We start from the raw sequence: 11,999 nt of genomic DNA, 5'->3' as shown, positions 1-11,999 counted from the left end.
CGGCGGCCGATCTCCAGCATCCGCACCTCGTAGGTATTTCCGACCTTGGCGTAGACCACCTCGAAGTCTCGGAACGGCTGGATGGCCTTTGTCCGCACCGCCAGCGGCGCCGCGGTCGCGCCGGTCTGCACCGTTCCCTTCACGCCCAAGCCGGGTCGCCAGACATCGACCGATCCGGTGATCGGCACGTGGGCGACCAGGGTCTGGTTGGTCAGGTCCGCCGTCGGAAGGATCGCTTCGATGCGGCTGGTCAAGCGGTGATCGCCGGCCAGACTGGTGACCTCCACCGCCTGACGCACGCGCACGCGCTCCGCATCCCGCGGGTAGAGGAAGAACTCGGCATGCAGTTTCGTCGGGTCGGCCACGACGAGCATCGCCTCCGACCCCGTGACCCCGCCGACTGTCACGTTCTTCTCGACAATCACGCCTGAGATCGGCGCGGCAACCGAGTAGGTTTGCAGGCTGTCACTTGATTCAACCCGCGCCAGCACCTGCCCCCGTCGGACCCGCTGCCCGAGCTCGGCGTTCATCGAGACGACGCGCCCGGGGTAGCGCGCGATCACATCGCTTCGCCCTTCCGGCGTAATCTCGATACGCCCATTGAGTGGTAGCGACTCGCCGATCTGCCCTGGACCCGCGCGCTCTGTCGTCACACCGCCGGCGCGCGCAGCGTCCGCGGTGATGGTCGTGCGCCCCTCATATGAAGCATAGGTCCACTTGTGCTGCTGGCCGCCTTGGGTCGCGGCCACGCTGACGTCGAACGAGTGCGGCTCGCGGACGATGGACGGACTCGTCAGATAGTCCGCCTCAGGTGTGAAGGTGAAGCGATCGACTTTTGGGCCAAGGCGGGTGAGGGCGATGCTCGCCTGCACCTGCTTTGGGTCAACTGGCTTGTCCTTGAGGTAGGGATACAGCCGGAACAGCGGCGCAGGTCCTTCTTCGTACAAGGTGATCTCCAGGGCGAAGTCACCACTTCGCAGCATGCGGCCGCGGTGAGGGCCGCGCTCATAATCGGCTGCGGCGGCCTCAGCTTTCTCCGCCTCCGGAGCTTTGCTGGCGGACTGGCCACAAGCGGCAAGCGCCGTGGCGAGGAGGAGGACGGCGGACAGGCGCGTGCGCCGGCGGATCAGGGTGGCGTGCATCAGCGACGCTCCGCGTTCAGGTTGGAGGAAGCGAGCGCCATGTGGCGCCCGGTGAGACGGTCGAGCGCCGCCTGATCGGTATGAAACTGCCGTAAGACGACGACTCGGCGGGCTCGCGCATCCGCCAGGGCCCGTTCGGCCTCGGCCACATTGAGGTACTGGAAGCCGCCCCGATTGAAGCCTTCGCGAACCTGCTCGACAGCCCGAATGGCGCTCGGAATGACCTCAGCCCGCAGCCGTTCGGACTCCATGGCCGAGGCGGCCAGCCTCGCCGTCAAGCGCGCGATCTCGCGCTGGCGCACAATACGCTCCGCCGCGAGGTCTGCTTCGGCCGCATTGCGCTCGGAAAGTGCCCGCTCGACCCCCGCTTTGTTGGTGTCGTACAGCCGCAGCGGGATGGCGCCGCCTACGACAAAGGCCACGTCTCGCCCGTCGCCGAAGTAACGGACGCCGGCCCGCACGGTGGGGTCCACGACCGAGCGGGACCGCTCGATCCGTATGTTGGCGGCGGCCACCTCGCGTTCGGACTCCAACAGCGCGAGATCCGCTGTAGCGACGGACCCGGGCGCTGAAGGCGGCGTCACGGAGAAGAAGGTCTCCAAGTTGAGCGTGAAGTCCGGCGAACCTCCCCAGAAGCGGGCTAGCACCGCTCGCGCGTTCTGCGCCGCCACCCGCGCCTGATCGCGTTCGACCTCGGCCTGCGCCGCGATGGACTCGGCGCGCGATCCGGCGAAGAGCGGGTCACGGGCAGCGCGCACGCGGCGATCGACGTCGGTCTGAGCGCTGCGCGCGGCGATCAGCCGGGCTTCTGCGATCAGCAAGTCCGCCTCTGCGGCGAGCGCATCGGCGTAGGCCACCTGGACATCTCGCAGAAGATCGAGGCGGCGGACATCGCGGCGGCGGCGAGTGACCTCGGCGCTTGCTCTGGCTAAACCCACGCGCGCCTCGCGCTTGCCGCCTCGCTCGAGGACTTGCTGATAGCTGAGGGTCGTCTGGCTGCCGCCCAGCATGGAGTAGGGGCCGCTCCCGGCGAAGTTCTCCGTCTCGAATCCGAGTGACGGGTTTGGCTTGACGCCGGCCTGGCGGATGTTCGCCTCGGCCGCGGCGAGGCGCGCCTCCCAGCCTGACACCGCGGGATCCGCAGCGCTGGCCAGGGAAAGCGCCTCAGCAAGGTTCAGGTTCGGTGCGACCGCAGGCGATGGAGATGGGGATGGAGATGGAGGTCGAGCTGGAAATGGCTGTGCGAACGCCGAGGATTCTGCTGTCAAGGACAGGACAAGACTCGCCGCCAACGCCAAGCCCGGCCGCGCAGACGCGCGACCTACACGAAATTTGGTCATGAGATTTCTCGAAGGTGTTGATCAGGCGCGCGGCCGGATCACCGCGCTGCTTAGGCTTTGTTGCTTCGAGCTTTCGGAGGCCGCTTCAGGCCAAAGGTTAGGGATGGCGGCGCGCCGTCGTTCGCTTGGGCGAACACGGCTGCAGATCGCATCTGTACGACGGCATCGAGCGTCGCCGTCGCGATGTGAGCCACCTGCGGACCTTCCGCGTGGTGGTGGTGCGACCCCGGATCGTGGTCACCAGAGCGGCCGTCTTCGCTATCCGGAGCGGCGCGATCATGATTCAAGCCGTGATCGTCTGAAGCGCTTGCGAACTCAGATACGGGCGCTGGATGGTCAATCGACAATCCGTGCTGAATATCGTTGATCATCGACTGCGACCGTTGCACGGCGACAACTGCGCTAAGGGCCATCAAAATGATGACCAGCACATTCCGCACGGACACTAGGCGCGTTGACGATAGCACGGAAAACCCCCGATCCGCGCCACCTAGCCGAGCGCTTCCTGGATTGCAAGGCGACATTGCGCCACTAGTCCGTCTTGTGGGTTCGCCCTAAGAAGGGAAGGGGCCATGCGCGTCGTATATTGTGCCGCTTAGATGTCTGGTCCCGGTGTATGTGGGGGACTCAGCTTAGCTGAGTACGCACACATCGGGAGGGGCTATGGGACAGATACTCCACGCCTGAGCCACGACCACGCACGCCGCCGGAGCTGCGATGCAGCGATCGAAAGCTCCGGTCCAGCATTGACGCCTACGTCGCCTGCCGCGGCGAGGATGACGGCCACACGGCGTCCTTCCTGATTTGTGACTGCTGTGGGGTCCTCCAGGATGTGTCGACACCAACGGACGACCTGCTGAACGCGATCAGCCGGCAAAGCGCCTTGCCGAGCCCGTTGATACTCGCAATGAGCGACGAGCCTTCCGCGAAGCGAAAGTCAATGCCGGAACCCGGCGGGGCGCCTGGGAACAGACGATAGTTCTCGACCCGCAGAGCGGTAACGTCGGAAGCGCAGTCATCGGCCCGATCTGGGTTGCGGCCTAATGTTTAGCTAGCTGGACTTGCTCCGGCCTATTGACCTGAGTCCGCAACTCCCACGACGCGAGTGGTCCACGGCGAAGATCCCGTCACGCCGGCGGCGAGCGAAGCCCAGCGCCTGCGGAAATGGGTTGAGCTGTGGTCAGACGGCAAGTTCGAAGACCGCTTTTCGCCATTTCCGATGCTATCCCTAGGACCAGCGTTAGACGTCGCGACTTTCGCCCTCCGTGGCGCCGAAGCTCTCGCGAACCATCGCCGCTTGCGCTATGATGTCGGTGCTCGAATTGACTGCGACTGGGCGGGCTCAGTAAGCCTCTGAAATTCCACACCCCGGCGTTCGCAGTCATTGCGTCTGTTCGGATTGAACGGCCTTTCCGGATCGCAATCGATGCGACTGCAGGGCCGTCGCGGGCTCGACATCGAATTGGGCAAGCTCGGGGCGGACGCGGCTGGAACAGGCAGCCGCGGAGGCTAGGAGCACCGGGATCGCGAACGTCGGAGAGCGGGTGACGCGTGCGTTCTGGGCCGGACTCTCCGTCGCCCCGTCGGACGCCGGGGCGATGGCGCAAGGCGGCGAGGCCTTCGACCTGATGTGTACTAACAGCCAGTCGGCGGGAGCCGCGGCTCCGCATAGAGAGCGTCAATCAGGGGGCAGCCGGGATCCTGTCCGGCGTCGCAGGCCCGCACGGAGTCGGCCAGTACCCGCTCCATCCGCTTGAGATCGGCGATACGAGCTCTCACATCCCCGAGATGCGCCGACGCCAGGACGCGCACCTCGGCGCACGAAGCCTCGCCACCGGCCGCAAGCCCGAGCAACGCACGGACCTCATCGAGGGTGAAACCCAACTCGCGGGCGCGTCGCACGAAGCCCAGCCGGCCCACGTCGCCAGCGCCATAGCTTCGGTAGCGGCCCCGCCGCGGCGGCGCGGGCATTAGGCCGATCCGCTCGTAGTAGCGGATCGTCTCTATGTTGCAGCCCGTGCGCCGGGACAGTTCGCCGATCTGGATCGCGGTATCCGCCATGCTGCTCTGCGCCTCTCAAATTTAGGGCTTGAGTCTGTAGTCGCTACAGATCGTATCTAACGATCCTCAGCCCTCAGGGGCAAGCTGTGGACATGACCACAGCTTCGCTCCGACGGTTCCACCGAAGTCGCCGAGGCCATGCCGATGCCCATCCAGAATCCTCTCACCCGCGCGGCCGACAAGGCGGGCGTCATCGGCTCGATTGTCACCGCCATGGGGTGTGCGGCGTGCTTCCCGGCTCTCGCGAGTCTCGGCGCCGCGCTGGGTCTCGGTTTTCTGAGCCAGTACGAAGGCGTCTTCATTCGCTATCTCCTGCCGCTGTTCGCCGTGATCGCCCTCATCGCCAACACGGTCGCCGGGCTTCGCCATCGCCGGTGGGCGCGAATGGCGTTGAGCGTCATCGGTCCGATCTTGGTGCTTGCGGCGGCGGTGCTCATGGCGACCCGCGGTTGGCCGACGGCGTGGCTCCTCTATCCCGGCCTGACCTTGATGGTGGCCGTCGCGATCTGGGATCTGGCGGCGCCGCCGCGCAACGCGCCCGCTCCGCACCGCGACGGGGCGGTTTCCTAGCGTCATGGCGAGGTTGTTCGGAAGGAGAATCTACTTGTCAGAATCCAAAGACAGCCGGGGCGCGTTGGCGCTCGGAGGCCTGGCCGCCATCCTGGCCTCGACCTGTTGCCTCGGCCCGCTGATCCTGGTCGGCCTCGGTTTCAGCGGTGCCTGGATCGGCAACCTGACCGTGCTGGAACCGTACCGGCCGCTGTTCATCGGCGCGGCGCTGGTCGCCATGGTCTTCGCCTACCGCCGCATCTTCCGCCCGGCCCGGGCTTGCGAGCCGGGCGAGGTCTGCGCCGTGCCCAGGGTCAGGACCACCTACAAGGTCATTTTCTGGGCCGTCGCGGCGCTCGTCCTGGTCGCGCTGGCGTTCCCCTACGTCCTGCCCCTGTTCTACTGAAAGGAAGTCCCCATGAAGAAGCTCGTCTCCCTGATCGCCCTGATGGGCGCGCTCAGCACGCCCGCCTGGGCCGCGACCAGGACGGTCACCCTGGCGGTGCCCGGCATGACCTGCGCGGCCTGTCCGATCACCGTCAAGACGGCGCTCGCCAAGGTCGCCGGCGTCGAGAAAACCGACGTCAGCTTCGAAAGGCGCGAGGCCGTCGTCACCTACGATGACGCCAGGACCACGGTCGCGGCCCTGACCCAGGCGACGGCGGGTGCCGGCTACCCGTCCACCGTCAAGCGCTAAGGAGCCAGCACCCGTGACCGCTGCGATCGCCCTGCGCATTGACGGAATGACCTGCGACTCGTGCGCCACGCACGTGAGGGAGGCGCTGGAGCGCGTCCCCGGCGTGCGCTCGGCCGCCGTCTCCTATCCGAAGGCCCGAGCGGAGATCGCGGCCGATGCGGGGGTGAGTTCCGAGGCCCTGGCGGCCACGGTCGCGACGCTCGGCTATCGCGCCTCGGTCGCCGACGCGGGCCGCGCGCAACGCGGCGGCGGCGGCGTCCCGCTGCACGTCGCGGTCATCGGCAGCGGCGGCGCGGCGATGGCGGCGGCGCTGAGGGCCGTCGAGCAGGGCGCGCGGGTCACGCTCGTCGAGCGCGGCGTCATCGGCGGAACCTGCGTCAACGTCGGCTGCGTGCCGTCGAAGATCATGATCCGCGCCGCGCATATCGCCCATCTGCGCCGCGAGAGCCCGTTCGACGATGGGATCGGGTCCTACACGCCCGCGATCCTGCGCGAGCGGCTGCTGGCCCAGCAGCAGGCCCGCGTCGATGAGCTGCGCCACGCGAAGTACGAGAACATCCTGGCCGACACGCCGTCGATCACGGTGTTGCAGGGCGAGGCGCGCTTCCAGGACGCCCATAGCCTGCTCGTGCGCCACGTCGACGGCGCCGAGCATCATGTGGCCTTCGACCGTTGCCTGATCGCCACCGGCGCCAGCCCGGCCATACCGACCATTCCGGGGTTGTTGGATACGCCGTACTGGACCTCGACGGAGGCCCTTGAGAGCGAGACCCTCCCACGGCGCCTGGTGGTGATCGGCTCGTCGGTCGTCGCCGTCGAACTGGCCCAGGCCTTCGCTCGGCTCGGCAGCAAGGTGACGATCCTGGCGCGCAGCACCCTGTTCTTCCGTGAGGACCCGGCCATCGGCGAGGCGGTCACGGCCGCCTTCCGCGCGGAGGGCATCGAGGTGCTGGAGCACACCCAGGCGAGCAAGGTCGCCTTTGCTGACGGCGAGTTCGTGCTCGCCACCGGCAACGGCGAGCTGCGCGCGGACCGGCTGCTGATCGCCACGGGCCGAGCGCCCAACACCCCAGCGCTCGCCCTGGACGCGGCCGGCGTCGCCGTCAACGCGCAAGGCGGCGTCGTCATCGACACAGCCATGCGCACGAGCGCGCGCCACATCTACGCCGCCGGCGACTGCACCGACCAGCCGCAGTTCGTCTATGTCGCGGCGGCGGCCGGAACCCGGGCGGCGATCAACATGACCGGTGGCGAGGCCGTTCTGGACCTGGCCACGATGCCGGCGGTCGTGTTCAGCGACCCGCAGGTCGCCACGGTCGGGCTCAGCGAGGCGGAAGCCCACCACGCCGGGATCGAGACCGACAGTCGCCTCCTGACCTTGGACAACGTCCCGCGCGCGCTCGCCAACTTCGACACCCGCGGCTTCATCAAGCTGGTCGCGGAAGCCGGCAGCGGCCGGCTCATCGGTGTGCAGGCGGTGACGCCGGAGGCGGGCGAGATCATCCAGACGGCGGCGCTGGCCATACGGGCGCGCATGACCGTCGGCGAGCTGGGCGACCAGTTGTTCCCCTACCTGACCATGGTGGAAGGCCTGAAGCTCGCGGCCCAGACTTTCTCCAAGGATGTGACGCAGCTCTCCTGCTGCGCCGGCTGAAGGTTCACCTGGGACCGCGAAGAGGGCGCGTGCACGATGATGACTCCGACCTCACGCGCTGAAGCCGCCGGTTGGCCCGCCGTAGCGTTTCCAGGCGGCGCGATCATCCCCGACTGGGGCGCGATCACGACGTCACGGGCCCAGAATGCCCTGAGGGCCATCGTCGAAGCCTTCATCGGCCCCAAGTGGGATGGGTTGGATGAGACCGAGAGCCGAATCCACGGCATCGTCCTGAGCGGCTACGCCGCAACCGGGCACGCGCCAGAGACGGCGGATGTGGCCGCAGCGGCCGGGCTCACCCGCGATGAGGCCGACGGCGTGCTACGGCGCCTGGCTGAGCGCGATCTCCTCGTTCTCGACGCTGCCGGCCGGATCAGCGGCGCCTATCCGTTCACCGATAGCCCGACCGAGCATCACGTGGCGGCTGGTGGCCGGGCGATGCTGGAGCGCGATGTGGCCGTCCGCTCGGCCTGCCGCCACTGCCGGCGCCCGCTCGTCATCCGAACGCGAAGCCACGGCCGCGAGCTGGATCAGGTCGAGCCGATAGGGATCGTGGTCTGGTCCGGCCATCGCTACGCCGCCGGCTGTGCCGCGTCTTCGCTCTGCACCTTGCAGGCCTTCTTCTGCGAGGACGTTCACCTGGAGACCTGGCGCGCAAACAGCCCGGCCGCTGGCCAGGAGGGCGTGCGCCTGAGCCTCGCCGAAGCGCTGGAGATTGGCGTCGCGATTTTTGCGCCGATGCGGATGGAGTGGCCGTCATGGATTCCTACGACCTGATCGTCATCGGCAGCGGCACGGCGGCCCAGGTCGCCGTGGCGAAGGTCCGCGCCGCCGGCTGGTCCGTCGCCGTGATCGATCACCGGCCGTTCGGCGGCACCTGCGCGTTGCGCGGCTGCGATCCCAAGAAGATGCTGGTGAGCGGCGAGGAAGCCATCGACGCGGCCCGGCGCATGGCCGGGCATGGCGTGGAAGGCGCGCTGGCGATCGACTGGCCGGGCCTGATGGCGTTCAAGCGGACCTTCACCGATCCGATCCCCGCCAAGCAGGAGCAGCGCTACACCGAACTGGGCGTCGACGCCTTCCACGGGCTCGCCCGTTTCGCCGGTCCGGACGCGATCGAGGTGGACGGCCGCGCCTTCCAGGCCCGACACGTGCTGATCGCCACCGGCGCCCGCCCGGTCCCGCTGGGCATCCCGGGGGAAGAGCTGGTCAGCACCAGCGACGACTTCCTGGAGCTGCCGGCTCTGCCACGCCGGATCGCGCTGATCGGCGGCGGCTATGTCGCGGCCGAGTTCTCGCACCTGGCGGCGCGCGCCGGCGCGGAGGTCACCATCCTGCAACGTGCCCCGCGGCTCCTGCCGAACTTCGATCCCGACCTGGTCGGCTGGCTCATGCCGCGGTTCGAGGAACTCGGCATCGCCGTCGAGACCGGCGCCACGGTCACCCGAGTCGGGCGGGTCCAGGGCGGCCTGATCGTCCACGCCAGCCGTCCGGGCGCGCCCGACCTCGCCGTCCCGGCCGACCTGGTGGTGCATGCCGCCGGCCGCGGGCCCGACCTCGACGCATTGGACCTCACGGCGGGCCAGGTGACCGCGCGTGACGGCCGCCTACATCTGAACGAGCACCTGCAAAGCGTCTCCAACCCTCGGGTCTATGCCGCCGGCGACGCGGCCGGCGTCGGGCCGCCGCTGACGCCGGTCTCCAGCCAGGACGCCAAGGTCGTGGCCGCCAACCTGTTGGATGGCCCGTCGCACAGGCCGGACTATCGCGGCGTCCCGAGTGTCGCCTTCACCGTGCCGTCCATCGCCGCCGTCGGGCTCTCCGAGGACGAGGCGCGCCGCCAGGGCCACAAGTTCCGGGTCAATGCCGGCTCGACGCCCAACTGGTTCAGCGCCCGCCGTCTAGCCGAACGGGTCTACGGCCACAAGGTGCTGATCGAGCAGGCCACCGACCGAATCCTCGGAGCCCATCTGGTCGGCCCGCACGCCGAGGAGGTGATCAACCTGTTCGGTCTGGCAATCCGCCATGGGCTCACGGCCGCCGACCTTCGATCGACGATGTTCGCCTATCCGACTGGCGCTTCGGATCTCGGCTATATGCTCTGAGGCGCCGGACTAGGGGCGAAGTCCTGAGGCCCAACGACTCGGCTCGCGCGAGTCAGGGTGCGCCAACCTGTTCTCCCTGACCGTCTCGCGAGCCCCCGTTCTGCGACGCCTCAATGGGACCAGACATAGATGGCGAGAGTTGCGGTTCGGGGCGGCCGGACGTGAGCCGAAGGGGCTAGTCGCAAGCAATTCGGACGAAATCTGTTCTGAAAACTGCGCGTTCGATGCGAATGCTGCACCGTTGCGGACGTGACATCGAATCAGGTGAGTTTTGGGCGGGAGCGGCTCGAACAGGAGCGCACGCCGATGGCCGAGAGCAGAGCCAGCCACCAGCCGCAGGGTGAGGAACAGCGCTGGGAGTTGGCCGTTGCGCGCCAGCGCGTGCTGCGCCCGCTGTTGGACAATCCTCACCGTACACGCGCCGAGGTCGAGGCCGCAGCGCGGCGACTGAACGTCCACACGGCAACGGTCTATCGGCTGCTGGCCCGCTACGCGGTCGGAGAGACCGCGCAGGCGGTCGTGACCGGGGTAGGGGGATGGAAACCCGGGCGGCCGCGGCTGCCGGCGCGCGTGATCGAGATAATCGACACGGCCATCGAACAACTGTTCCTCGACCGGCAGTCGATCACCAAGGCGCAGCTGGGGCGCGAGATCGCCCGGCGCTGCACCTCGCAGACCCTGAAACCGCCCTCGCGGTCGGTGATCAGCCGCCGGCTGCAACGGATCGGCGAGCGGGAGATGGCCCGCCGCCGCAAGGGGCCGGGTGCGGCTGAGGCGGCGACGATGCGGCCGGGAAGCCTGACGGTGACGCGGCCGAACGCGATCTGGCAGATCGATCATTCCCCGGCCGACGTCATCCTCGTGGATGCGGACTCGCGCGCGCCGATCGGCCGGCCCTGGGTGACCCTGGTCATCGACGTGGCATCCAGGGTGATCACCGGGCTCTATATCTCGTTGGATCCGCCGTCTGTCGTTTCGGTCGGCATGGCGCTGCAGCATGCAATCTTGGCCAAGGACGAGGCCCTGGCGGAGCGTGGGATATCCGCCGAGTGGCCGGCCTTCGGCCTGCCCGAGTTGGTTCATTCCGACAACGGCTCCGACTTTCGCAGCCGATCGTTTGCCCGGGCGTGCAGCAATCTGGGCATCGAGACGGAGCGTCGGCCCGTCGGCGCCCCCCGTTATGGCGGCCACATTGAGCGCCTGATCGGCTCGGTGATGAGCGAGATGCACCTGCTGCCAGGCGCCACTTTCTCCAACGTGGCCGCCCGCGGCGACTACGACAGCGATGCGGCCGCGGTCATGACGATAGACGAGTTTGAGGTCTGGCTCTGGCGCTTCGTCGCCGGCGACTACAATCGCCGGATCCACACGAGCCTCTCGGCACCGCCGTTGGAGACCTGGCGACGCCTATGCGCCGAACAGGCCGTCACGCCGCGACAACCCCTCGACCCCGAAGGCCTGTTGATCGCCTTCCTGCCGCGCATCTCGCGCACAATCACCCGCCAGGGGATAAGCTTCCACCATGTTCGCTATTACGAGCCCTTCCTGGGGCCGCTGTTCGACAGCGGCCAGCGCCGCGTCGAACTCGCCTATGATCCGCGGGATCTGTCGCGCCTGCTCATGGAGACGCCGCAAGGGGTCCGCGCGCTTCGCTATCGCAATCTCGCCCGCCCGCCCATGAGCCTGTGGGAGCTGCTCGCGGCGCGACGCCGGCTCCGCGCCGAAGGGCGAGCCCAGGTCGACGAGGCGGCCCTCTTTGCGGCTCGTGAAGCCAACCATGCCCTGGTGGCCACGGCAGCGAGCGAGAGCCGCCGGATGCGCCGCGAGTCCGTAAGGCGCGAGCGCCATCGGGCGGAGGTGAAGCAGGCTCCGATCGCGGAGGGCGATGCTTCGGCGGAGCCGCCCGATGCGGCCGCTCCGACAAGCCCGGCACCAGCGTTTGCCGTGGAGATCGAACCTTGGTGAGCGCGATAACCGAGACCTCGGGCCTGACGGCCGCGGCGCGCATCGATCTGGTGCTCTCCGATCGCTGGGTCGCATATCCACAAGGCCAGACGGCCTTGCAGCGCCTCGAGGAGCTGCTCCGTGGCGCCCAGCGGACACGGATGCCTTCGCTGCTCATCGTTGGCGACCCCGACATGGGCAAGACGACGATCCTGAGGAAATTCATGCGCGGTCGCGCGCCGACGTTCGATGCGGAGACCGGTCGATCGCAGATGGAGGTTGTGGCGATCGAGGCTCCGCCCGAAGCCGACGAGCTACGGCTCTACGGCATCATTCTGGACGCGGTTGGCGCGCCGACCCCCACCCGGCGGGCGATGGAGGCCGAGCGGGCCGTCCATGGTCAGCTGGAACGCCTGCGCACCCGGCTGCTGGTCATCGATGAAACCAACAACCTGATGATCGGTACGGGCGCCGCCCAGCGCAAGACGCTGGCCGCCCTGCGCCGGC

General features: G+C 68.1%; 12 protein-coding genes. 8 read left to right on the top strand and 4 right to left on the bottom strand.

Features of this window, described 5'->3' with window-relative positions:
* The 4 genes from ABS78_RS23445 to ABS78_RS23425 form a co-directional block, all read right to left on the bottom strand.
* Positions 1-1,142: HlyD family efflux transporter periplasmic adaptor subunit (locus ABS78_RS23445; protein ID WP_293385502.1), on the bottom strand; the 1,142-nt coding region annotated here is incomplete at its 3' end.
* Positions 1,142-2,482 carry a TolC family protein gene (locus ABS78_RS23440; protein ID WP_082769477.1) on the bottom strand — a complete coding sequence of 447 codons (1,341 nt, stop codon included), beginning with the start codon at positions 2,480-2,482 and terminating at the stop codon, positions 1,142-1,144. The genes ABS78_RS23445 and ABS78_RS23440, both read right to left, overlap by 1 nt.
* A gap of 50 nt (positions 2,483-2,532) precedes the next feature.
* Positions 2,533-2,913: a hypothetical protein gene (locus ABS78_RS23435; protein ID WP_156449554.1), complete on the bottom strand. Its 381-nt coding sequence runs from the start codon at positions 2,911-2,913 to the stop codon at positions 2,533-2,535.
* A 1,204-nt stretch (positions 2,914-4,117) separates the two neighbouring features.
* Positions 4,118-4,543, bottom strand: a complete 426-nt coding sequence (locus ABS78_RS23425) for a helix-turn-helix domain-containing protein (RefSeq protein ID WP_066680721.1) — start codon at positions 4,541-4,543, stop codon at positions 4,118-4,120.
* A 138-nt stretch (positions 4,544-4,681) separates the two neighbouring features.
* Here ABS78_RS23425 and merC point away from each other — a divergent pair, with 138 nt between their 5' ends.
* The 8 genes from merC to ABS78_RS23385 all read left to right on the top strand — a co-directional run.
* Positions 4,682-5,113 (top strand): organomercurial transporter MerC, encoded by a 432-nt coding sequence (gene merC / locus ABS78_RS23420; protein ID WP_342672535.1) that lies wholly within the window; start codon positions 4,682-4,684, stop codon positions 5,111-5,113.
* A 34-nt stretch (positions 5,114-5,147) separates the two neighbouring features.
* On the top strand, positions 5,148-5,498 hold the full coding sequence (merT, locus tag ABS78_RS23415; RefSeq protein WP_066680720.1) for a mercuric ion transporter MerT: 351 nt from the start codon (positions 5,148-5,150) through the stop codon (positions 5,496-5,498).
* A 12-nt stretch (positions 5,499-5,510) separates the two neighbouring features.
* Entirely contained in the window at positions 5,511-5,789 is a 279-nt protein-coding gene (gene merP / locus ABS78_RS23410) for a mercury resistance system periplasmic binding protein MerP (RefSeq protein WP_066680718.1), read from the top strand.
* Positions 5,790-5,802: 13 nt separating this feature from the next.
* Positions 5,803-7,443, top strand: coding sequence for a mercury(II) reductase (gene merA, locus ABS78_RS23405; RefSeq protein ID WP_156449516.1), 1,641 nt, complete (start codon positions 5,803-5,805; stop codon positions 7,441-7,443).
* Between the two features lie 36 nt (positions 7,444-7,479).
* Positions 7,480-8,220 carry an organomercurial lyase gene (merB, locus tag ABS78_RS23400; protein ID WP_293385499.1) on the top strand — a complete coding sequence of 247 codons (741 nt, stop codon included), beginning with the start codon at positions 7,480-7,482 and terminating at the stop codon, positions 8,218-8,220.
* Complete coding sequence (locus ABS78_RS23395; RefSeq protein ID WP_066680788.1) at positions 8,202-9,548, top strand: NAD(P)/FAD-dependent oxidoreductase; 1,347 nt, start codon at positions 8,202-8,204, stop codon at positions 9,546-9,548. The genes merB and ABS78_RS23395 overlap by 19 nt, the downstream gene beginning before the upstream one ends.
* Positions 9,549-9,854: 306 nt before the next feature.
* Entirely contained in the window at positions 9,855-11,513 is a 1,659-nt protein-coding gene (locus tag ABS78_RS23390; protein WP_066680715.1) for a Mu transposase C-terminal domain-containing protein, read from the top strand.
* A partial coding sequence (locus ABS78_RS23385) for a TniB family NTP-binding protein (RefSeq protein WP_293385496.1) occupies positions 11,510-11,999 on the top strand: 490 nt, incomplete at its 3' end. The genes ABS78_RS23390 and ABS78_RS23385, both read left to right, overlap by 4 nt.

This window comes from Phenylobacterium sp. SCN 70-31 (assembly GCF_001724605.1).
GTDB lineage: Bacteria > Pseudomonadota > Alphaproteobacteria > Caulobacterales > Caulobacteraceae > Phenylobacterium.
The sequence above is the reverse complement of the archived record's forward strand: the minus strand, read 5'-3'. Positions and strand labels throughout refer to the sequence as shown.